The sequence below is a fragment of the uncultured Rothia sp. genome, assembly GCF_963507905.1.
Taxonomy (GTDB): Bacteria; Actinomycetota; Actinomycetes; order Actinomycetales; family Micrococcaceae; genus Rothia.
In genome coordinates this window covers 207,402-230,323 of record NZ_CAUOUU010000002.1, presented here as the reverse complement: position 1 = coordinate 230,323, position 22,922 = coordinate 207,402, and the positions used below count along the sequence as shown (strand labels likewise).

14 protein-coding genes are annotated in these 22,922 nt (G+C 60.5%); 2 read left to right on the top strand and 12 right to left on the bottom strand.

Annotation, left to right across the window (positions count from 1 at the left end; translation table 11 throughout):
* Window positions 1-121: 121 nt before the first annotated feature.
* The 3 genes from RQ593_RS02350 to RQ593_RS02340 form a co-directional block, all read right to left on the bottom strand.
* Window positions 122-2,686, bottom strand: coding sequence for a Rib/alpha-like domain-containing protein (locus tag RQ593_RS02350; RefSeq protein ID WP_311449710.1), 2,565 nt, complete (start codon window positions 2,684-2,686; stop codon window positions 122-124).
* Window positions 2,687-3,626: 940 nt separating this feature from the next.
* Complete coding sequence (locus RQ593_RS02345; RefSeq protein WP_311449709.1) at window positions 3,627-4,517, bottom strand: fumarylacetoacetate hydrolase family protein; 891 nt, start codon at window positions 4,515-4,517, stop codon at window positions 3,627-3,629.
* Between the two features lie 103 nt (window positions 4,518-4,620).
* Window positions 4,621-5,319, bottom strand: a complete 699-nt coding sequence (locus RQ593_RS02340) for a lipoyl protein ligase domain-containing protein (protein WP_311449708.1) — start codon at window positions 5,317-5,319, stop codon at window positions 4,621-4,623.
* A 369-nt stretch (window positions 5,320-5,688) separates the two neighbouring features.
* Between RQ593_RS02340 and RQ593_RS02335 the strand changes: the two genes are divergently transcribed.
* Complete coding sequence (locus RQ593_RS02335; RefSeq protein ID WP_311449707.1) at window positions 5,689-7,167, top strand: anion permease; 1,479 nt, start codon at window positions 5,689-5,691, stop codon at window positions 7,165-7,167.
* 193 nt (window positions 7,168-7,360) lie between these two features.
* Window positions 7,361-8,860 carry a glycoside hydrolase family 1 protein gene (locus RQ593_RS02330; protein ID WP_311449706.1) on the top strand — a complete coding sequence of 500 codons (1,500 nt, stop codon included), beginning with the start codon at window positions 7,361-7,363 and terminating at the stop codon, window positions 8,858-8,860.
* Between the two features lie 184 nt (window positions 8,861-9,044).
* On the opposite strand, the gene RQ593_RS02325 is transcribed toward RQ593_RS02330, so the two are convergent.
* From RQ593_RS02325 to nrdH, 9 genes are all read right to left on the bottom strand, one after another.
* The gene (locus RQ593_RS02325; RefSeq protein ID WP_311449705.1) at window positions 9,045-10,172 is read right to left on the bottom strand and encodes a histone acetyltransferase; all 1,128 of its coding nucleotides are present in this window, start codon (window positions 10,170-10,172) and stop codon (window positions 9,045-9,047) included.
* Window positions 10,173-10,200: 28 nt separating this feature from the next.
* The gene (gene uvrA, locus RQ593_RS02320) at window positions 10,201-13,089 is read right to left on the bottom strand and encodes an excinuclease ABC subunit UvrA (RefSeq protein ID WP_311449704.1); all 2,889 of its coding nucleotides are present in this window, start codon (window positions 13,087-13,089) and stop codon (window positions 10,201-10,203) included.
* A gap of 126 nt (window positions 13,090-13,215) precedes the next feature.
* Window positions 13,216-13,989 (bottom strand): MBL fold metallo-hydrolase, encoded by a 774-nt coding sequence (locus tag RQ593_RS02315; RefSeq protein WP_049358352.1) that lies wholly within the window; start codon window positions 13,987-13,989, stop codon window positions 13,216-13,218.
* Window positions 13,990-15,322: 1,333 nt separating this feature from the next.
* Entirely contained in the window at window positions 15,323-17,035 is a 1,713-nt protein-coding gene (locus RQ593_RS02310; protein WP_005508799.1) for a formate--tetrahydrofolate ligase, read from the bottom strand.
* Window positions 17,036-17,268: 233 nt separating this feature from the next.
* Window positions 17,269-18,312 carry a zinc-dependent alcohol dehydrogenase family protein gene (locus RQ593_RS02305; RefSeq protein WP_311449703.1) on the bottom strand — a complete coding sequence of 348 codons (1,044 nt, stop codon included), beginning with the start codon at window positions 18,310-18,312 and terminating at the stop codon, window positions 17,269-17,271.
* A gap of 270 nt (window positions 18,313-18,582) precedes the next feature.
* Entirely contained in the window at window positions 18,583-19,560 is a 978-nt protein-coding gene (gene nrdF, locus RQ593_RS02300; protein WP_311449702.1) for a class 1b ribonucleoside-diphosphate reductase subunit beta, read from the bottom strand.
* A gap of 147 nt (window positions 19,561-19,707) precedes the next feature.
* A complete protein-coding gene (nrdE, locus tag RQ593_RS02295) occupies window positions 19,708-21,888 on the bottom strand; it encodes a class 1b ribonucleoside-diphosphate reductase subunit alpha (protein ID WP_060824704.1) in 2,181 nt (726 codons plus the stop codon).
* Complete coding sequence (gene nrdI / locus RQ593_RS02290; RefSeq protein WP_219101289.1) at window positions 21,861-22,388, bottom strand: class Ib ribonucleoside-diphosphate reductase assembly flavoprotein NrdI; 528 nt, start codon at window positions 22,386-22,388, stop codon at window positions 21,861-21,863. The genes nrdE and nrdI overlap by 28 nt, the downstream gene beginning before the upstream one ends.
* A gap of 74 nt (window positions 22,389-22,462) precedes the next feature.
* Complete coding sequence (nrdH, locus tag RQ593_RS02285; RefSeq protein WP_005505794.1) at window positions 22,463-22,687, bottom strand: glutaredoxin-like protein NrdH; 225 nt, start codon at window positions 22,685-22,687, stop codon at window positions 22,463-22,465.
* Window positions 22,688-22,922: the final 235 nt, after the last annotated feature.

Here is a 22,922-nt window from a genome sequence, read left to right as displayed (position 1 = left end):
CACCTTATGTATAGGAAAGGGGGCACGTCAAGAAAGTGATGCCTGTGCGGCGTGCTTTCTTGAGCGTGCCCCTCTCCCCTATGTGCGCTCTTGAAGTGCGCTAATACTACATGCGCGGCCGCTATCGGTTAGCGACTGCCACCTGCAGGTAACCTTCAGCGGACTTTACGCCCCTGTCGGTCACTGCGCGGTAGCGGACCAGCGGTGCGAAGCCCTGCTTATTCTTAGCAGAAACCGCAATACCCTGGGTGCCATTCGGCAGGGTCACCACGCGGTAGGTACCGTATTCGTCGCTGTAGGAGCTGACGACCTGACCGCGCTCGTTGAGCAGCTCCAGCTTCTTCACGGTCTCGCCGCGGCTGAACGCGCCGAAGGACGCCTCGTCATTGTTCAGGACCGCCACGTTCTGGGTGGTGCCCGAGTACAGGGAGACGGAGTCCTCACGTGCGATGGGGCTGTTCTTATCCACCACGTGCACCTTCAGCGGAATCGAGTACAGCTGCGCGGCGGATCCCTTCTTCGCCTTCACATCGGACATGCGTGCGGGTGCCTTGCCGGTGCGGTTCACGGTGATGTTCGTACCGTTGTCGCGGCGCAGGTCCCAGGTGGTGCCGGTGACCTCGTGGGTGTTCAGATCGATCGAGTAGGTGCCGGTCTTGCCGTTGGAGGCAAAACGGATGCCGGTCTCCGCGCTGGAGAACTGGCCGCCAGCAGTGTTGACCTTCTCCTTGTTGACCCAGCGGCTGGGGCGGAAGTTCGGGGTCTGCTCGATTTCCTGGAAGTTGTAGTCACGGGCGTAACGGTAGTTCGGGGACACCTTGTGCGACTGGTGCGCGCTCTGCGCGACTGCGGTCTCACCGGAGTAGACGGTGGCGTGGTGCTCGGCGGGCTGATAAATCACGCCGGAGCCGGTGCCGGTCTTGCCATAGGAATCCGAGGGGTACTTGAACTTCACGCTGGTGTCTGCGCTGGCGGTGTTGCGGCCCGCACTGTTTTCAGCAGACTCGGTGTAGTTCACGGGCATCCACTGCACCTGCTGCCAGGGGAACTGGTTGCCGGTAAAACCGCTGGGCACAAAGTTCGCGAACATTGCCGCAAGCTTCGGGTCTTCCTTGTACACGTTCTTACCCTGGCGGGCGTAGGGCGCGTAGGAGCTTGCCGCCTCCAGGTTGAATGCGTTGGTGAAGAGATTACGATCCGCGATGATGAAGCCGTACTCCTTCATGGCGGTCAGAATCATGCGGGAGAGCTGGTCGTCGGCGTGACCGGTGTTGCGCAGGTGCTCTTCCACGTCAAAATTTGCGGGCAGGAAGCCGCGCTGACCCGCACGGGGTGCGTTCGGGTACTTGCTCACGTCAATCTTGCCGTCGGTGCCCTTCGCCGGGAAGGAGGACGTCAGCGAGGAATAGTCAGCGGCAGTAATGGAGACCATATGGTTGATCTTGCCGGCCTTGAGCTCATCTACACCAATCTGGGTGAGCTCATTCGCCAGGCCCACCACGGAGGAGGTGCCGTTCTTGAGGGTCAGCCAGTAGTTGTCTTCGCCCACGCCGCCGAAGTTCGGCTTAGCGAGCATGTAGCCGCCAGAGGACACGTGGTAGGTTGCCGGGTAGTCAACCGCAACGGGGATGTCCACGGTACCGCGGGTGCCTGCGGGAATCTTGTAGGTGATAACGCCGGTGTTCGCGTCGATGGACGCGCCGGGTACGTTCTTTGCCAGGCGGAACTTCGCGCCGCGAGCAATCGGGTAGGAGGTGCGGGCATTGCCGGACTTCGCGTCGATGCTCACGGGTGCGTTGATGGTGACGGTCTGACCTGCGTTGCCGCGGCCGACGTTGTCGTACTGAATCTTTGCGCTCTTGGGGGTGGATACGTTGCCACCGCCAACCTGCACGCGGGCGGTGCTGGTGTAGGTCTGTGCGTCTGCATCCTTGACGAACTTGAAGTAGGAGCGCCAGATGCCGGTCGCCTCGTCATAGAGGGCGACGGACTGGTCGCCGGAGAGGCCGTGGTCCTCGGCAAGCCACTTCGGAATCGGGATGCCGCCGGTGAGGATGCGCTTGTTCTCCGCGTTAGCGTTAACGCGGTTGTCGCGGGAGACGACCTCGACGTACTCCTGGTGCGGATTCGCGGAGTTCACGGCGAGGGTCGGGATGTTCTCGTGGCCGCCAACGGTCTGGGCGCGGTCCTTCTTCACGGTGCCCGCGTTAATGGCGGTGGTGATGGGGTGGTTGCCCGCATCGGCGGAGTATTCGAGGAAGGTGCGGCTGATTTCGCTACTGTTGGCTGCGACGGCTTCGGTACCGGTGAGCTTCTTGGCGGCGAATGAATCGCGGGCGAGCTTGCCGCTCAGGGGCGAGGTGTTCTCGGTGGTGGTCAGCTGCGCCTTAGTGAGGGAGGAGTTAACCGGTGCGAGGGTCGCGATGCTCTGTGCCTTCTGGTCGGGGTTCCAGTAGCAGGTCGGACCGGGCGCCACGTTGGTGAGGTTCGCCAGGGTCGGCACGGTGCGGTACCCTGCGTCGACGCAGGTGGTACCGGCTACGTTGCGGGTGGGGGCGGTTGCACCGAAGGTCGCGGGGAGGTTCGCGCCGGTGATGACGGTTGCCAGTGCTGCGGAGGCAGCGATGGTGGCACGGCGGCGGTTTGCCGGGCGCTGTGTCGGGTTTTTGGATGCAGTTGTGGTCATGTTCTTCTTCCGTTCGTGTCGGCTTGTTTGAGTGAGTGCGTTTGTATGAACAAACACGGACGTGAGTGAAATATGCATCTGAGGGTGTGCCCGGGTGGGTCCTGATCTTCTGGCAGGAATTCTCAGGAAACTCTCAGATAATCCCCATACCCTACATAGTCTTTTGGGTGAACGCAAAACGAGTTTGTGATTTGGGGCACCGATTTTTTGCTAAAGGTTCAGGTTTAGAGTCATATTTCTTTACACCCGCGTGCACTGATAGATATTCAGGCTTTCGAAATTTGCACCGCAGTGTTTGGGCTTTATTCCTAGTCAGGCGAGGGCAACTTGAGAAAAACGAAAAACGCGCACGGGAAACTAAACCTTCAACCTCAAAGTTCCCGGAATGACGCGCCAAAACCTTCTGTTGAATTTCTCACACGTGCCCACAATTTGGAATTCTGCACTCTGGGTAGATATGGTCTCAGTCACTGAAACAGGGGGTTTCGTGTGCTCAATCGGCAACTTTCAAACAGGAGTAACACCCGAGGAACACCCTCATGTTTCACCCTCACGGACCCACAAAACCCACCCAAAACCCTAATATTTAGGTCAAAGTTTAAACTTTTCGTGTGTTTGACAGTGTGTAACCATGCATGCGCCACACTCCCCCACTCGAGGCACTCTCCGCTGCGCGCTAGAGGAATCCCAAGCCGCTCACCGGGAGCTTTAGAAGGCATAGAAACACCCCGCATGCGCCTCAAAAACACATGCGGGGTGCATAAGTATTCATTTATGGGTGCCTTCCAGTGCACCCAATAGCAGGTGCTGCAGGCGCCTCCGTGGGTTCACGTGGGTTCATTCGCGATTGCGCACAGAGCCACGGGAAACCACGGGAACTACGGCAGATGTACAGCGCCGCGGGTTAGTTACAGCGCAGGATAGCTACAGCGCGGGATACTTACAGCGCGCCCGCCTCCGAGCAGACATTCACCAGCTCGCCAATACCCTCAATGCGGGTGCTCACCGTCTGACCCGGCTTCAACCACTGACGCGGATGCAGCGACAGCCCAACCCCGGCGGGCGTACCCGTCGCCACCAGGTCGCCCGGCTCCAGGGTCATAAACCGCGAAATATAGGACAGCAGCTGCGCCGGGGTGAACACCATATCCGCCGTCGTGCCGCGCTGACGCACCACGCCGTCCACCTCACAGACCAGCTCCAGACCGGCAACCGGGTCAACCTCATCGGCACTCACAATCACCGGACCGAACGGAGTCATCGCGTCCCAGTTCTTGCCCTGGAACCACTCCGAGGAGCGGCCCTGCCAGTCACGCACCGACACATCATTCAGGACCGTGTAACCCATCAGAGCATCTAGCGCCTGATCTTCCGTGGCGTTACGCAGACGAGCGCCCACGACCAGGCAGAGCTCAACCTCCCAGTCGACCTTCGTGCTGCCGGTGCCGTCATCGGCGGGCATGCGAATCTGCTCGCCGGGGCCAATCAGCGCGTTCGGGAACTTCGCGAACAACGCCGGATACTCGGGCACCTCAAGGTTCATTTCTGCGGCGTGATCGCGGTAGTTCAAGCCGGCGCACACAATCTTGCCGGGCTTATCCAGCGGGCGAATAAACGGCAGGGAGTTCCAGAGTTCCTCGCCGTGACCCATGACGGTCGCGCCGTTCTCCTTCAGAATCGCCACGGCGTTCTTCGGGTCGCCAAAGTTCAGGCGGAACCGGCTGTAGAAATTCAGTAGCGGGCTGAGCTTCGCCGGAAGCTCGTACACGGTCTCCTCGAAAAAGCAGACCGCACGGCTGCCCTTCGAGTCTTTAATCTGTGCCCAACGCATGGATGCTCCTTCGCTTCAGGTGGGAGTAAGAGGGATAAGAGTTTAGGGGTGGGGTTCAGGCCGCTAGGAGCAGGCCCGGTAGCTACTCCGTCAGATGGGTAGCCTAGTGAAAACCGTTTTGGGCGTACACCTCAACGATGGCGTCTTCCAGGTCTTCCATGAGCAGGTTGGGGTTCGCATCCTGTGCGGCGCCGACCGTAGCGGGGTCGAGGTCCATGCCGAGGGCGCGATACACATCCGCGGTGACCGCCCGCAGGGGCGCAGAATCGGAGACCACGATGCCGGTGCTGAACCACCAACCGCCGGTCACCACACGCTGGGCGGTGCCGACCAGCTTGATGCGGCCACCACCTACGGAGGCGGGCAGCTGCGCGTGCACCGAATACTCGCCGGGGCAGTACTCCCCCGGAATCTCGCCCATGCGCGCATCCACGCCGACCTCGCGCAACGCCTGTGCGTACATGGATCCAAACAGTTCGTAGCGTAGGGTGTTGCCGCTGCGGGCGTCGGAGGCGGGCTGAAAATGGTCCACGACCAGGCACCCCTGATGGTAGGCGGCGGCATGCCCGCCGACCTTGCGCACCAGCACCTCGAAGCCGTGCTCAGCGCACGCCGCAGAGGCTTCCGCGAAGCCGGGGTTCAGCTCGTCACGGCGGCCGAACGCGACCGTCGGGTTCGGCTGATACATGCGTAGGGTGGCTTCACGCTTGCCGGTTGCCACCTCGCGGAGCATCTGCACCGTCTGGTCGTGGTGAATGAGGATCTCGCCGGACTCGGGTCCGGTCTCTCGAATAATCTGCACGTTCCTATTTTACGTTGCGCCCGTCACGCTGGCGTGTGGGTGGCGAGGCGTCTCAAGGGCGACCCAGGAACAGCTCAGGAGTAGCTCAAGGGTGGCGCGTTCCTCGGCGTTCTTTAGCGCTCCCCCGGCGTTCTCCCCCGGTTATTTCCCGCAGAATCCCATCCGCCGATACACCCGGCCATATTCACATTTTTTATGCCGAATTTCTTCACTCCGTGAATCCAAACCATTACGATTAAAGGACTACGTGGCATCCCACACGTTGCCACAAGTACACAACACAGCATGACAACGCAGAAGAAACGCGCACACCGTGACGGAGCCACCCGCCACGGACCAAACTGTACGTTTCACATAAGGAGTACGGACATGTCACAGTCCACCAACACAGCGGCCGCCGCCCCCAGCCAGGAGGTGAGCGCAGCCCGCAAACAGCGAAACAAGCTGATTCTGCACGTTGCCATCATCCTCGTAGCGACCCTCGCCATCTGGTTCGTTCCCGCCCCCGAAGGCGTCGACCCGCGCGGCATGCACATGCTCGCCATCTTCGTCGGCACCATCCTCGGCCTGATTCTGCAGCCGCTGCCGACCCCGTCCGTGGCGCTCGTCGGTCTGGGTGCCGCAATGATTACCGGCACCATGGCGGCAAAGAACGAGGCGCTGACCGGCTTCGGTAACTCCTCCATCTGGATTATTGTTGCCGCGTTCTTCATCGCCGACGGCTTCCTCATTACCGGCCTGGGCAAGCGCATCGCGCTGCTGTTCGTGCGTGCGCTCGGCAAGTCCTCGCTCGGTCTGTCCTACGGTATGGCAATCACCGACCTGGTTCTCGCCCCCGCCACCCCCTCCAACACCGCGCGTGCTGGTGGCGTGATTTACCCGATTATCCGTTCCCTCTCCGAGGTCAACGGCTCCACGAACGAGACCCCCGAATCGCGCCGTAAGCTCGGTTCCTACCTGCTCATGACCGAGGCGCAGGTCAACACCATCACCTCGGCAATGTTCCTGACCGCAATGGCGGGTAACCCGCTGGCGCAGAAGTTCGCGCACGACCGCGGCATCAATCTTGACTGGGGTACCTGGGCGCTCGCCGCTATCGTTCCCGGCCTTGCGGCACTGATTGTGATGCCGTGGATTATGTCGAAGATTTACCCGCCGACCATCAAGAAGACCCCGGACGCACCCGAGCACGCCCGCCAGGAACTGCACGAAATGGGCCCCATGAGCTCCAAGGAATGGATCATGCTCGGCACCTTCGTGATGCTGCTCATCCTGTGGGTTACCGGTACTTCTATCGGTATTGACGCGACTAGCGCCGCCTTCTTCGGCATCGCAATTCTGCTGGTCACCAAGGTCCTGACCTGGAAGGACATGGCGAAGAACTCCAGCGCATGGTCCACCCTCATCTTCTTCGCCGTACTCGTCGGCATGGCGGACCACCTGAAGAAGCTCAAGGTCGTCGACTGGATTGGTCAGCAGGCGGCGCACAGCGTCAGCGGCATGGCGTGGCCCATGGCGTTCGCGATCCTGGTTCTGGCGTACTTCTTCATCCACTACATGTTCGCTTCGAACACCGCGCAGGTCGTGGCGCTGTACGCCGTGTTCCTCGGTGCGGCGGTTACCGCCGGTGTTCCGCCGATGTTCGCGGCGCTGTTCCTCGGCTTCATGGGCAACCTGATTGGCGGCATCACCCACTACGCCTCCGGCCCGGCAGGCGTGTACTACGGTTCCGGCTACTTCAGCGTGAGCGAATGGTTCAAGATCGGCTTCATGGCGGCTATCGTGAACCTCGTCGTCTGGGGTTCGGTCGGTACCGCGTGGCTGTTCGCACTCGGCTTCGCTAACTAGTAGCGCAGGCCCCGCGGCGGCTTAGCTCAGCGTCAGGCGCTCTATAAAAGCCCGGTATTCTCTCGTGAATTTTCGTGTGAGGATGCCGGGCTTTCGCGTACCCGCATAATGCCCGAAAACCGCGCAAAACCTAGCAATCCCCCACCCCCTCCGCTAGGGTAGAAGAAAGACCCAAAACACCTTGGAGAATGCCGTGCATCAGGACCAGCACATCACCGCCCAAACCACCGCGCTACCCCGCGTCAGCACTGAACAGCGCACCAACCCGGCGCTGACCGAGCCGCAGCCGCTCGGCGCATTCCCTGACGGGTTCCTCTTCGGAGGCGCCACCGCCGCCAACCAGTTCGAGGGCGCCTGGAATGAAGACGGCAAGGGCCCCAGCCTGCAGGATGTGCTGTCCGCCGGAGGCCTGTACCCGCGCACCGCGGAACCCACCGAGGACAACCTCAAGCTGGAGGGCATCGACTTCTACCACCGCTACCGCGAAGACATCGCCCTGCTCGCAGAGATGGGTTTCAAGGTCTTCCGCTTCTCCATCGCCTGGTCGCGTATCTTCCCCCGCGGCGACGAATCCGAGCCGAACGAGGCGGGCCTCGCCTTCTACGACCGCGTGCTCGACGAGCTCGAAAAGCACGGCATGGAACCGCTCATCACCCTCAGCCACTACGAAACCCCGCTGCACCTGGTCGAACAATACAACGGCTGGACCAGCCGCGAGCTCATCGGCTTCTACGAACGCTACGCCCGCACCGTATTCGCCCGCTACGGCAAGCGTGTGAAGTACTGGCTGACCTTCAACGAGATCAACTCGATGCTGCACCTGCCGTTCATGTCCGGCGGTATTAACACCCCGGCGGATCAGCTCAGCGACGCAGACCTCTACCAGGCAATGCACCACGAGCTGGTCGCCTCCGCACGCGCCACCGCTGCGGCACGCGAACTGGCGCCCGGCGCCCAGGTCGGCTGCATGATTCTTGCCATGCCCACCTACCCGCTCACCCCCGACCCCGCCGACGTACTCGCCGCCATGCAGACGGAACAGGCAAACTTCGCGTTCGGTGACGTGCACGTGCGCGGCGCCTACCCCGGCTACTTCCTGCGTGCCCTGCGTGAGAAGGGTGTGGAGCTGAACATCACCGAGCAGGACCGCGAAGACCTGAAGAACACCGTGGACTTCGTGTCCTTCAGCTACTACATGTCCACCTGCGCGACCGGCGACCCGGCACGCGGCGAGCGCGGCGAAGGCAATATCCTCGGCGGCGTGGCGAACCCGACCCTACCCGCCAGCGAATGGGGCTGGCAGATTGACCCGACCGGCCTGCGCGTGGTCCTCAACCAGTACTGGGACCGCTGGCAGAAGCCGCTATTCATCGTGGAGAACGGCCTGGGTGCACGCGACGAACTGGTCGAGGTGAACGGTGAGCTCACCGTGGAGGATGACTACCGCATCGACTACCTGCGCCAGCACCTGCACGCGGTACGCGAAGCGATTGAGGACGGCGTGAACGTGCTCGGCTACACCACCTGGGGTTGCATCGACATGATTAGCGCCTCCACCGCGCAGATGTCCAAGCGCTACGGGTTCATCTACGTGGACCGCAACGACGACGGCACCGGCACCCTGGCGCGCTACCGCAAGAAGTCCTTCCACTGGTACCGCGTGGTGATTGCCAGCAACGGCGCGGAGCTTTAGAAGCTAAGGCTCTAGAAGTTGTTCCTTATGCGGCGATTCTAGACGCTAAACCCCCGCGCGGCTAACACGCGAAACTCAGCAACAAAAAGCCCCCGAGACTCTGATCTCGGGGGCTTTCGCGCCATATGCTGTTTGTCTAGTGCCTGTTATGCCTAGTGCGGGCGGCTCTAGTCTGTAGGCAAATCTAGTCCATGGGTAGGTCGTTCAGGCTGGTGGACACGTACTCCCACCAGGTCGGCACCAACCCGGCATTCATCGCAACCCTCTGCGACAGCATGTGCGACGGGCTCGTACCGTAGAACGGCAGGTACCCTTCCGCCAGGGTCAGGCGTGCCGCATCACGCACCAGCACGCTGGCGATGCCGGCACCACGCCAGGCGGGCAGCACATCAATGCCAATCTGGCGCATAATCGGCGAATCGTCACTCAGGCCAACCATAGCGATAGGGTCTGCGAGTGCGGGGATCTCCCCCGATGCGGGTGTATCAGGTGCCTGCTCATCCACCGGGTATGCGGCAAGCACCAGCACATCCGGGCGGGTCACGCTAAAGCCCAGCGCGTTCGAGTAGCGTTTATCCCCGCGGAAACGCTCAAACTGTTCAGCGTCCAGCAGCTCCACGCGCAGACGGGTTACGCGCGCCTGCGTGTCCTGCGGGTCGACCTCAAGCGCCCCCACGGAGGCGTTCGCCTCCCTGCGGATGGTGCGCTCGCCGGTGATTTCGGCGAGCAGCGCCGCCTTCAGCTCGGCGGGGTCAACGCGGCGCATCATACCCACACCGGGCACGGCGCACTTGACCTCCTGCGCCTGCACGCCTTCGGGTACGACCGAGTTCAGCAGGGCGCGGCCGGGCGTGTAGTAGATGCTCGTGCCGCTGACCTGCTGGGTGTAGGGGGTGAGCAGTTCGTTGAGCTGGCGCAGCTGCGCGTAATCACCCAGCCAGTTCGACTGGTCACCGAGCATGTAGTCAATCGCCTTCTCCAGCACACGCGGATGCTTAGCGCAGAGAATGCCGACGCTCGCGTAGTTGGCGACGCGCAACTCCCAGATGTCGTCGTTGCGGCGGCGTGCGGCACCCATCTTCTCGGAGGGAGGCTGCACGGTGGCGAGTAGCGGCAGGCTTTCGGCGTCCGGGTAGTCGCGTAGCTCTTCGAGGGCGCGGCTAATCGACCCGGGCGCCTGGCAGAAGTCCGCCTCCAGCTGGGTGTGCAGGATGTGCCGCGCACGGTCCACGGTGGTCACGGCTCCCCGGTTCACAGCGCCACGGGTTGCCTTAGCTCCCCGCGTGGGTTCGGTTCCTTGAGTATCAGTCACGTAGGTTTCCTCTAGGTCAAGTTCTTGGCTAGCTCAGGATTTCGGCAAGGAACGCGCCGGTGTGCGAGCCTTTCACCTGAGCCACCTGTTCCGGGGTGCCTTCAGCAATCACGGTGCCGCCGCCGCTACCGCCTTCGGGGCCCATGTCGATAATCCAGTCGGCGCACTTGACCACATCCAGGTTGTGCTCGATGGTGATGACACTATTGCCCTTGTCGACCAGCGACTGCAGCACGGCGAGCAGCTTGCGGATGTCTTCAAAGTGCAGGCCGGTGGTCGGCTCGTCCAGCACGTAGATGGAGCGGCCGTTGGAGCGCTTCTGCAGTTCGGTGGCGAGCTTCACGCGCTGCGCCTCACCGCCGGAGAGGGTGGTCGCGGGCTGGCCCAGGCGAATGTAGCCCAGGCCCACGTCCACGAGGGTGTTCAGGTGGCGCGCAATCGGGGTGAACGCGGCGAAGAACTCGGCGGCCTCCTCCACGGGCATTTCGAGCACGTCTGCAATGGTCTTGCCTTTGTAGTGCACCTCGAGGGTTTCGCGGTTGTAGCGCTTGCCGTGGCAGGTTTCACAGGGCACGTACACGTCCGGCAGGAAGTTCATTTCAATCTTCAGGGTGCCGTCGCCGGAGCAGTCCTCGCAGCGGCCGCCCTTGACGTTGAAGGAGAAGCGGCCCGGGGTGTAGCCGCGCATCTTCGCCTCGCTGGTCTCTGCAAACAGCTTGCGGATGTGGTCGAACACGCCGGTGTAGGTGGCGGGGTTCGAGCGCGGGGTACGACCGATGGGCGACTGGTCCACGTGAATGACCTTGTCCAGGTGCTCCAGACCGTCGATGCTCTTGTGGCGGCCGGGTACCTGCTTGGCGCCGTTGAGCTTGTTCGCCAGGGAAGTGTACAGAATGTCGTTGACGAGGGTGGACTTACCCGAGCCGGACACGCCGGTCACCGCTGTGAACACGCCCAGCGGGAAGGACACGGTCACGTTCTTGAGGTTGTTTTCGCGGGCACCGCGCACGGTCAGCTGGCGTTTCTTGTCCACGGGGCGGCGGGAGGCGGGCACCTCAATGCTGCGGCGGCCAGCCATGTAGTCGCCGGTGATGGACCGGGTGTTCTTCAGCAGCTCCTCGAAACTGCCGGAGTGCACGATTTCGCCGCCGTGCTCGCCCGCGCCGGGTCCGACGTCCACAATCCAGTCGGCCTCGCGCATGGTGTCTTCGTCGTGCTCAACCACAATAAGCGTGTTGCCCATGTCGCGCAGCTTGGTCAGGGTTTCAATGAGGCGGCGGTTGTCGCGCTGGTGCAGGCCGATGGAGGGCTCGTCGAGCACGTAGAGCACGCCGACCAGGCCCGAACCAATCTGGGTTGCGAGGCGGATGCGCTGCGCCTCACCGCCGGAGAGCGTACCGGCGGAGCGTGAGAGGGTCAGGTAGTCCAGGCCCACGTCCAGCAGGAACTGCAGGCGCGCGTCAATTTCCTTGAGGACCTGCTCGCCAATCTTGGCTTCGCGGGCGCTGAGCTGCAGTCCGCGCACGAAGGCGAGCGCGTCAGCCAGGGACAGGTCGGTGATGTCTGCGATGGACTTGCCGCCAACCTTCACACCGAGGATGGTCGGGTTCAGGCGCGCGCCGCCGCAGGAGGGGCAGGCGACCTGGCGCATGTACTGTTCGTAGCGGTCGCGGGCGAAGTCCGATTCGGTTTCTTCGTGCTTGCGCTTAATGTACGCCTTCACGCCTTCGAATCCGGAGGTGTAGCGGCGTTCGCGGCCGAATCGGTTGCGGTAGGACACCTCAACTTTGTAGTCCTTGCCGTCCAGAATCGCGGCGCGGGTCTTGGCGGGCAGGTCTTTGAAGGGGGTGTTTAGGTCGAAGCCGAGCTCCTCCCCCAGGCCTGCGAGCAGGCGCAGCCAGTATTCGGTGGTTGCTTTGCCCTGCGACCAGGGTGCGATAGCGCCCTCGCCGAGGGTCAGGTCGGGGTTGGGTACGAGCAGTTCGGTGTCTACTTCCAGGCGCGAGCCGATGCCGTCGCAGGCGCTACACGCGCCGAAAGGCGAGTTGAAGGAGAAGGCGCGCGGCTCAATGGTGTCGATCTGCAGCGGGTGGTTGTTGGGGCAGGCGAGGTTTTCGCTGAAGGAGCGGGTGCGTTCGGGGTCGTCCTGCTCGCGGTCCACGAAGTCGATGAGTACGCGGCCGTCAGCGAGCTTGAGCGCTGTTTCGATAGAGTCGGTCAGGCGCTGGTGAATACCGTCCTTAATGACGATGCGGTCGACGACCACCTCGATGGTGTGCTTGTACTGCTTGGCAAGCTTGGGCGGGTCGGAGAGCTGCACGGTTTCGCCATCCACGCGGGCACGCGAGTAGCCCTGGGTGAGCAGGTCCTTGAAGAGGTCCACGAACTCGCCCTTACGTGCGCTGACGACGGGCGCGAGAATCTGCAGGCGGGTGCGTTCAGGGTACTCCTGCAGAATGTCCACAATCTGCTGCGGGGTCTGCTGGGTGATTTCTTCGCCACATTCGGGGCAGTGCGGGTGGCCGATGCGCGCCCAGAGCAGACGCATGTAGTCGTAGATTTCGGTGATGGTACCGACGGTTGAGCGCGGGTTCTTGGAGGTGGATTTCTGGTCGATAGACACCGCCGGGGAGAGGCCCTCAATGAAGTCTACGTCGGGCTTGTCGACCTGCCCGAGGAACATGCGCGCGTAGGAGGACAGCGACTCAACGTAGCGGCGCTGACCTTCCGCAAAGATGGTGTCGAAGGCGAGGGAGGACTTACCGGAGCCGGAGAGGCCGGTGAAGACGACCATCGCATCACGCGGAATGGTGAGGTCTACGTTCTTGAGGTTGTTTTCGCGGGCACCCTGAACCCGGATGCTGGTCAGATCGTTCGCTTTGAGTGCGGTGCTACCGTGTGCCGGGCGGGGTGTCATCGAAAATCCTTTCGTCTTATCTTCGAACTTAAATTCTACACCCTCACGCCTTTCACCGGCGCGATTATGCGGCGGGTGAAGGCATGAGGGTGCAGTACTTATATGAGGTGGACTGTCAGGCGCGGTTTACCAGCCGCGGGTTCCCCACTCTTCCAGGTGGGGGCGCTCGTCGCCAAGGGTGGTGGAGCGGCCGTGGCCGGGTAGCACGATGGCGTCATCTTCGAAGCCGCCGAAGAGCTTTTCGAGCACGTTGGAGAAGAGCTCGCCGAACTGCTGCGGGGAGTCGGTCTTGCCCACGCCGCCGGGGAAGAGGGCGTCGCCGGTGAACAGCAGGGTTGCGGGAGTGCCGTCTTCCCAGGTGGTTTCGAGGGTGTAGACGATGGATCCGGGGGTGTGGCCGGGCACGTGCAGGGCGCGGATGACGGTATCAGAGAGGTAGAAGTCGAAGCTTTCGCCGCCAGTCAGCTCCTCTTCGACGGTGTAGTCTTCCAGTTCCTTAATCTCAGCAGCGTCAGCTGCACCCGCGGAGGTCACGGCACCGGTGAGGTGGTCGAGCTCCTTAATAGCGCGGATGTGGTCCCAGTGGCCGTGAGTAACCAGAATGCCGGTCAGACCAATAGCGCGGGGCCTGATGGAGTTGAAGTCCTCTTCCTTCTCCATGACGCGCACGCGGCGTTCTTCACCATCTGCCAGTTCGAGCTGCGGGCAGTCGTTCAGGAGCGCGTCAAGAGTGAATGCGTAGAGTTCTTCTGCATCGTCTGCAGGGTCGATGAGCACCTGCTCGCCGGTGGCCCGCATGGTGATGAGGTAGACGCTATTGTCCATCTCGGAGACGCTGAACGCACGGACGGTCAGTTCAGGGTTCTCAAAGATGAGGGTGGGTTCGGGGTAAGTAGTCATAGTTCCAGTGTAGGGGTTGTGACCGCACAGCAGGCACCTATGCGGTTCGCTCCCCTATCAGCGCATTCGGCGTTGAACGCGCGGGATACATCTACGGGTTGTATGTACGGGGAACAGATTCTGGAGCACGCTCGGTACGGATTGGGTTCAGCGCGGATTAGGTCCCGGCTGGCTCCCACCCGGCTGAGGGTCCAGCGAAATTCAAAAGTTAAACAGAGAAGCGACTGCGCATCGATACACAGTCGCTTCTCATGACACCCAGGGGTATCTATCACTCACTCAAACACAAGCAACCCGAGGACTTTGGAAATCTCACGATTACTTGATGACTCAATAGTAGCGAACTTTTTGGGGGCTGTTTTACCACCCAATTTGGTACGGAGAGCCGGATTTAGTGACCCGCGCCTCATTGTAATCATTCTGTAATAAAAACAGGTGTTTTTTAGGGTATCCATACGTACCAATTTCATTTTTTTCGAGTTTTAGCGTGACTTATTTCACCCAAAATAATTTTAGAATTTCCCTCTTTTGGCACTTCGGTGCACCTTTAACTTAAGCTCCACACTCGGCAATTCCAAAGGTTCAATACCCAGTTTTAGCCCGGTATTCTGCGGAAGTAGAGGGTTAAGGTGAAAGTACCTTCAAGTAGTTGCAACTTCATTAACCGGAAAAAATGTACCGCTCACCGTTCAAAATCTGCACGATTATTCGCGCGAGGGCAAAATCAATTGGTCTGTTTTACCCCTGTAGGTACCCCCTAAAGTGGAGGTTTTATTACAAAACAATAACATCACACCCCTCGCTAGGTTCACTAAGTGCACTCAATGAACCCACTTCAAAAAAGTAAAATACCTAGTCAGTACTATATTTTCACAAAATGCAAGGTAATAAGTGGGTTAAAAATCAACCTCTATAGATTGTTTAATAAAACCTGACCTTCAAGCATACATAGAGCCCAATTATTAACCAGCAAGTACCAATTTCACCCTCAAAACAGGCGCTCTAGAAGCCTCAATGAAAGGTTGAAAGACCCCTCCACCAGGGGTTTCAGAATCCTTCACTCTCCCTGATTGCAGTCTGGTTTCAGCCTAGTTTCAGCCCGGTTGCAGCCCGGTTGCAGCCTAGTTTCATTCTGTTTTCAAGAGCTCCACTCCCCGCCCTCAAGCGTTGCACACCTCGTATTCGCCCCTCATGCTTCCATGTATCTGGGGCAGAGCACCCCACAAAAGCACCATAGGGCACAGCAAAGGCGGCGCCCCTCCCCCGCTGTGGGGAAGGAGCGCCGCCTCCACTAGCTATAGATCAGCTGGCACAGTCACCTTAGGACAAGCCCTTAGGACAGGCCGACCATCACGCCGTTCTCGTCGAAGCCGATGCGCTCAGCTGCGGGGCTCTTGCTCAGACCCGGCATGGTGCGCATGGTGCCGCAGATAGCGTAGACGTAGCCAGCGCCGGCAGCCAGGCGAACCTCGCGCACGGGCAGGGTCCAGCCGGTCGGTGCGCCCTTCAGGGTTGCATCCGAAGAGATGGACAGGTGGGTCTTCGCGATAACCACGGGCAGGTGCGAGTAGCCCAGCTCAGCGAAACGCTTCAGCTGCTTAGCGGCGGCGGGAGCGATGGAGATGCCGTCCGCGCCGTAGACCTTGGTCGCAACCTTCTCAATCTTGGTCTCGATGGAGTCCTCAAGATCGTAGGTGTACTTCAGATCCGAAACGTCGTCACATGCCTCAGCAACCACGTCCGCCAGGTCGGTGGTGCCCTTACCGCCCTCAGCCACACCGCGGTGGATAGCGACGCGAGCGCCAGCTTCCTCAGCGATACGGCGGATGGTCTCGTGCTCGGACTCGAAGTCGGTCGGGAAGGCGTTGATTGCCACGACCGGCTGAACACCGAAGTTGCGCACAATCTCGATGTGCTTCTTCAGGTTCTCTGCGCCCTTCTCCACGTCGGAGGGGCTTTCCTGCAGCATGCCTTCGGGCAGGGGCTTGCCCGGAACGATCTTGTACAGGCCGGAGTGGGACTTCAGGGAGCGCACGGTCACGACGAGCACTGCTGCGTCCGGCTTCAGGCCGGAGACGCGGCACTTGACGTTGAAGAAACGCTCCGCACCCATGTCGGCGCCGAAGCCAGCCTCGGTAATCACGTAGTCGGAGTACTCCAGACCAACGTAGTCGGCGACCACGGAGGAGTTACCGGTTGCGATGTTGCCGAAGGGGCCCGCGTGAATCAGTGCGGGGGTGTGCTCCAGGGTCTGCAGCAGGTTCGGGTTGATAGCGTCTGCCAGGATGACGGACATTGCGCCGTCAGCCTTCAGGTCGGCTGCGGTGACGGGCTCGCCGTCGTAGTTCAGGCCGATCACGATCTTTGCCAGGCGCTCGCGCAGGTCCTTGAAGGAGGTTGCCAGCGAGAGAATCACCATGATTTCGGAGGCGCTGGTGATGTCAAAACCGGTCTCGCGGACCACGCCGTCCATGCGTTCGCCCAGACCCACGACGATGTTGCGCAGGGAGCGGTCGTTCATGTCGATAACGCGGCGCCACTCGATTGCGCGCGGGTCGATGCGCAGCTCGTTGCCGTGGTGCAGGTGGTTGTCGATCATGGCGGCAAGCAGGTTGTGCGCTGCGGTGACGGCGTGGAAGTCGCCGGTCAGGTGCAGGTTCAGCTTCTCCATGGGAACGATCTGGGAGTAGCCGCCGCCTGCTGCGCCGCCCTTGATGCCGAAGGTCGGGCCCATTGCGGGCTGACGCAGAGCCAGGATTGCCTTGCGGCCGGTCTGGGCGAAGCCCTGTGCGAGGGAGACGGAGGTTGCGGTCTTACCTTCACCGAGCGGGGTGGGGGTGACTGCGGTAACCACGATGTACTTAGAGCCGCGCTTGCGGGCGGTCTCTGCGTTGGTGGTTTCGTCGAGGAGGACCTTAGCGACATACTTGCCGTAGGGTTCAAGGCGATCTTCGCTGATGCCGTTGTCTGCTGCGATCTTGTTAATAGGCCAAAGATCGGCGGCAAGTGCGATTTCGAGGTCGGAAGGGAAAGGCTTCTTCGTCATTGTCATCCTTCGAGTTGTACGAATCATGCTCTTTTATTCTATGCCTTGGCTCACTCATTTGTCCCTCACCTCGCCGGAAGGTGGCAAATAAACCCAATTTTTAATGCACTAATCCCCGCAACCGGTGACCTCCGCTCACGTGGAGCGACAGGGTCGGTGCGGGGATTAGTAGCGCATACATGCCGGGCTACCGGTACAGGAGCTGGTATAGGAACCGGCGATACGACCGGCTATTACGGCATGGTCAGCAGAACCTTGGTGGCGGTACGCTGGTCCATTGCCTCGTAACCCTTAGCCGCCTCATCGATGGGCAGAACCAGGTCGAAGACCTTACCGGGCTCAATTTCGCCCTTGTAAATCAGGTCGATGAGGGTCGGCAGGTACTTGCGGACGGGGGCGGGGCCACCCTCCAGGTGAACCTGCTTGCCGAAGAGCTTATCGGTGCCGATGGAGCTATCGTGCGGCACGCCCACAAAGCCGATGTAGCCGCCGTGGCGTACGCAGCCGAGTGCCTGGTCGAAGGACTGCTGGGTGCCAACAGCCTCCGCAACGCCGTGTGCGCCCACGCCGTCGGTGAGTTCCAGAACCTTGGCGATGCCCTCTTCGCCGCGCTCTTCCACGATGTGGGTTGCGCCGAATTCCTTAGCGAGCGCCTGACGTTCGGGGTTGCGGGACATGATGATAATCTTCTCCGCACCGAGCTGCTTAGCGCCGATAACTGCGCTCAGGCCGACTGCGCCGTCGCCAACAACGACGATGGTCTTGCCGGGGCCTGCCTGCGCTGCGTCTGCTGCGTACCAGCCGGTGCCGAGCACGTCGGATGCCGCCATCAGGTGCGGGATCTGCTCTTCGGTGGGGGTTGCGGGGGTCTTGACGAGGGTGCCGTCTGCGAAGGGTACGCGGGCGTACTCGGCCTGGGTGCCGTTGGAGCGTGCGCCAATGAAGGCGTCGCCTGCCGCGATTGCTTTGAGGCAGCGGGAGGGGTAGCCTGCGGTGCAGGTTTCGCACTCGCCACAGGAGATGCAGAAGGAGCCTACGACGAAGTCGCCGGGGGCTACGGTGGTGACCTCGGAGCCGACTTCGACGACTTCGCCGATGTATTCGTGGCCCATTGCTCGGTGCTCAACGGGCTGTGCGCCGCGGTAGGGCCACAGGTCGGAGCCGCAGATGCAGGATGCTGCGAGCTTGATGATGGCGTCGGTGGGTTCGAGGAGGGTCGGCTTGTCGACTTCGTTGACGACGACCTTGCCGGGGGCTTCCATGATTACTGAACGCATGGGTGTTCCTTTCGGGGCTGTGGGATAGTAGTCCAACAGTACGCCCCGCACCCCGATATATCAATAATTTTTTATGCTACGGGGTGAAGGCAAAAACTCCGGCAGTTGGAACCGTCGGAACCGGCAAACCGCTCCCGCTCCCCCGCTTCTCCGCCGCCGCTCCCCTGCTTCCGCAGCCGGTTAAACGGCGGAACCCCCGCGCATCCATAGTGGACACGCGGGGGTTCCGCTCGGTTTATCTCAGCCTTATATCGCAGGGCGAGAGGGGGCTTAGAAGTCCCAGTCCTCGTCCTCGGTATTCACAGCCTTACCAATCACGTAGGAAGAGCCGGAACCGGAGAAGAAGTCGTGGTTCTCATCAGCGTTCGGGGACAGTGCCGACAGGATCGCCGGGGACACGTTAGTCACGGTCGCCGGGAACATCGGCTCGTAGCCCAGGTTCATCAGAGCCTTGTTAGCGTTGTAGTGCAGGAACTTCTTCACGTCCTCACTCCAACCCACACCGTCATACAGGGAATGGGTGTACGCCACCTCGTTCTCGTACAGTTCGTACAGCAGGTTGAAGGTGTACTCCTTCAGCTCTGCCTGACGCTCCGCGGACTCCTTCGCCAGGCCGCGCTGGAACTTGTAGCCAATGTAGTAGCCGTGCACTGCCTCGTCACGAATAATCAGACGAATCAGGTCAGCGGTGTTGGTCAGCTTCGCGTGCGAAGACCAGTACATGGGCAGGTAGAAGCCCGAGTAGAACAGGAAGGACTCCAGCAGAGTGGAGGCAACCTTCTTCTTCAGCGGGTCGTCACCGATGTAGTAGGACAGAACAATCTTCGCCTTCTTCTGCAGGTGCTCATTCTCAGAAGCCCAGCGGAACGCCTCGTCAATCTCCTTGGTGGAGGCGAGGGTCGAGAAGATCGAGGAGTACGACTTTGCGTGCACGGACTCCATGAACGCAATATTGGTGTACACAGCCTCTTCGTGCGCGGTCACAGCGTCCGGCAGCAGGGACACAGCACCGACAGTACCCTGGATGGTGTCCAGCAAGGTCAGACCGGTGAAGACGCGCATGGTCAGCTGCTTCTCTTCCTCGGTCAGGGTCTTCCAGGAGGGCACGTCGTTGCTCAGCGGCACCTTTTCCGGCAGCCAGAAGTTACCGGTCAGACGATCCCAAACCTCAAGGTCCTTCTCGTCCTCAATACGGTTCCAGTTGATAGCCTCGATCACGTGGTCGACGAGCTTCACCTTTTCGCTCATTAGTAATTCTCCGATTCTTAAGGGGCGGTTACGGTCCCACGCGCGCCCAACCGGTCGCGCAGGCGGTTTGCGTGTTCACCGTAACCGCCCCTTCCAGTCTTTAGTTATAGTGTGCCAGCTCAGGCTGAATGCGTCACAGCATTCGGGCTAGAGCATGCAGGATACGCAGCCTTCAACCTCGGTACCCTCAAGAGCCATCTGACGCAGACGGATGTAGTAGATGGTCTTGATGCCCTTACGCCATGCGTAAATCTGGGCGCGGTTGATATCGCGGGTGGTTGCGGTATCGCGGAAGAAGAGGGTCAGCGACAGGCCCTGGTCCACGTGCTGGGTTGCCACAGCGTAGGTGTCGATGATCTTCTCGTAACCAATTTCGTAGGAGTCCTGGTAGTACTCCAGGTTGTCGTTGGTCATGTACGGCGCCGGGTAGTAGACGCGGCCGAGCTTGCCTTCCTTGCGAATCTCAATCTTCGAAGCGATCGGGTGAATCGAAGAGGTCGAACCGTTGATGTAGGAGATGGAGCCGGTCGGCGGAACAGCCTGCAGGTTCTGGTTGTACATGCCGTACTGTGCCACGTCAGCAGCCAGCTGAATCCACTCTTCACGGGTGGGGATGTGGTGCTTAGCGAACAGTTCGCGGGTACGTTCGGTCTGCGGTGCCCATTCCTTCTCAATGTACTTGGCGAAGAACTCACCGGATGCGTACTTCGAGTTCTCGAAGCCCTCGAAACGCTGGCCGCGTTCCTTAGCAATCTGCATGGAGGCGCGGATTGCGTGATAGGCGACGGTGTAGAAGTACATGTTGGTGAAGTCCAGTGCTTCTTCGGAACCGTAGTAGACATGCTCGCGTGCCAGGTAGCCGTGCAGGTTCATCTGGCCCAGGCCCACGGCGTGGCTCATGTTGTTGCCGCGCTCGATGGAGGGTACGGAGCGGATGTCGGACTGGTCGGAGACGGAGGTCAGCGAACGAATCGCGGTTTCCACGGTCTTGCCGAAGTCGTCGCCGTCCATGGTCAGTGCAATGTTCAGCGAACCGAGGTTGCAGGAGATGTCCTTACCGACGGTCTCGTAGCCGAGGTCAGCGTGGTAGGTGGACGGCTCAGAAACCTGCAGGATCTCGGAGCACAGGTTGGACATGATGACCTTACCGGCGATGGGGTTCGCGCGGTTGACGGTGTCTTCGAACATCACGTACGGGTAGCCGGACTCGAACTGGATCTCTGCGATGGTCTGGAAGAACTCGCGTGCGTTGATCTTGGTCTTGGTGATGCGTGCATCGTCGACCATCTCGTAGTACTTCTCGGAGACGTTGATGTCGGAGAAGGGCACGCCGTAGATGCGTTCCACATCGTACGGGGAGAAGAGGTACATGTCCTCGTTCTTCTTCGCCAGCTCGAAGGTGATGTCGGGGATGACAACGCCCAGGGAGAGGGTCTTGATGCGGATCTTCTCGTCAGCGTTCTCACGCTTGGTGTCCAGGAAGGCGTAGATGTCGGGGTGGTGTGCATGCAGGTACACGGCACCGGCACCCTGACGTGCGCCGAGCTGGTTTGCGTAGGAGAAGGCGTCTTCCAGCAGCTTCATGACAGGGATAACGCCCGAGGACTGGTTCTCAATCTTCTTAATGGGCGCACCGGATTCGCGCAGGTTGGTCAGGGCGAATGCCACGCCGCCGCCGCGCTTGGAGAGCTGCAGTGCAGAGTTGATGGAGCGGCCGATGGACTCCATGTTGTCTTCCATGCGCAGCAGGAAGCAGGAGACGAGCTCGCCGCGCTGCTTCTTACCTGCGTTGAGGAAGGTCGGGGTTGCCGGCTGAAAACGGCCGGAGATGATCTCGTCGACGATGTCTTCGGCGAGCTTCTCGTTGCCTTCTGCCAGCAGCAGTGCAACCATGCAGACGCGGTCTTCAAAACGCTCCAGGTAGCGCTGACCGTCGAAGGTCTTGAGCGCGTAGGAGGTGTAGAACTTGAAGGCACCCAGGAAGGTCGGGAAGCGGAACTTCACGGCGTAGGCACGCTTGAACAGGTTCTTAATGAACTGGAAGTTGTACTTGTCGAAGAGTTCCGGCTCGTAGTACTGGTTCTCGATCAGGTACTCGATCTTCTCTTCCAGGTCGTGGAAGAAGACGGTGTTGTTGTTGACGTGCTGCAGGAAGTACTGACGTGCAGCCTGACGGTCTGCATCGAACTGAATCTGGCCGTTCTCATCGTAGAGGTTCAGCAGTGCGTTCAGCTCGTGGTAGCTCATACCCTTGAACTTCTCGGGCACGCTCTTGCCGCTGTGGCTCGCACCGAGAGTTTCTAGTGCTGAGGGCAGTTTTGCGTCCAAAATGCTTCCAATCCTTCGTTGACTTTTTCTACATCTGAATCGGTGCCCATGAGCTCAAACTTGAAGAGCACGGGCACATCGCACTTCTTGGCGACAATGTCTGCCGCGATACCGAAGAGCGGACCAAAGTTGGTGTTGCCGGAGCCAATCACACCGATCATGTGGTTGCGATTTTGCTCCACGTTCAGGAATTTAACCACCTGCGGGGGAACGTTACCGGCGCCTTCAGGCTTGCCGTAGGTGGGGACGACGAGCACGAACGGCTCATCAAGAATGAGGGTGTCTTCGCCGGTGCGCAGCGGCAGGCGGAGGCGGCGGGCACGGATCTTCTCCACGAACTTGTGGGTGTTACCGGAGATGGAGGAGAAGTACACGATGAGCGGCGCGGTGTCGTCCAGGACCTCGGTCGCTCGACCCTCGGAGGCGTTGCGTGCATCCATAAGAATCTTGCGGATTTCTGCGTGCTCGTCGACGGGGTTGGGCGTGAGGGTGGTACTCAATGTGTACTCCTTATTCTCGTGTGCCGGTGTGAGTTCCGTGCCGATTCCCGTTGGTGCGGGTTTCGGCTGGGTTGTTACGCTGCCAGAGCGTTGATCTTGTCGGGCTGGAAGCCGGACCAGTGCTCGTCGCCTGCAATGACGACGGGTGCCTGCATGTAGCCGAGGGACTTGACCATTTCGAGGGCCTGAGCGTCTTCGGTGATATCAACCTTGGTGTAGCTGATACCCTTCGCGTCGAGGGCGCGGTAGGTCATGTTGCACTGGACGCACTGCGGCTTGGTGTACACGGTCACTACCATGGGAATGCCTCTTACTTTCTCCCGCTCAGGCGGGGTTATCTCGTGAATGAATCTGGCGTGTTTCGTCTGTGGTTCACCACGTGGTGTTGACGGTGAGCGCGGTGCCGTCCGCTGCCCCCTCCTAGTGGGGGTGTGGCGGTTTCCTGCGCTGGGGCAGGGCGCCTAAACGTGCCGTAGTGGTGGAACCGAGTATTAATACTACATCTAGTGTCGATATTTTTCTGCACCACAAGAT

Coding starts and splice junctions, on each gene's coding strand:
- RQ593_RS02350 (WP_311449710.1), bottom strand. CDS start 2,686: ATGACCACAACTGCATCCAAAAACCCGACACAGCGCCCGGCAAACCGC.
- RQ593_RS02345 (WP_311449709.1), bottom strand. CDS start 4,517: ATGCGTTGGGCACAGATTAAAGACTCGAAGGGCAGCCGTGCGGTCTGC.
- RQ593_RS02335 (WP_311449707.1), top strand. CDS start 5,689: ATGTCACAGTCCACCAACACAGCGGCCGCCGCCCCCAGCCAGGAGGTG.
- uvrA (WP_311449704.1), bottom strand. CDS start 13,089: ATGACACCCCGCCCGGCACACGGTAGCACCGCACTCAAAGCGAACGAT.
- RQ593_RS02315 (WP_049358352.1), bottom strand. CDS start 13,989: ATGACTACTTACCCCGAACCCACCCTCATCTTTGAGAACCCTGAACTG.
- RQ593_RS02310 (WP_005508799.1), bottom strand. CDS start 17,035: ATGACGAAGAAGCCTTTCCCTTCCGACCTCGAAATCGCACTTGCCGCC.
- RQ593_RS02305 (WP_311449703.1), bottom strand. CDS start 18,312: ATGCGTTCAGTAATCATGGAAGCCCCCGGCAAGGTCGTCGTCAACGAA.
- nrdF (WP_311449702.1), bottom strand. CDS start 19,560: ATGAGCGAAAAGGTGAAGCTCGTCGACCACGTGATCGAGGCTATCAAC.
- nrdH (WP_005505794.1), bottom strand. CDS start 22,687: ATGGTAGTGACCGTGTACACCAAGCCGCAGTGCGTCCAGTGCAACATG.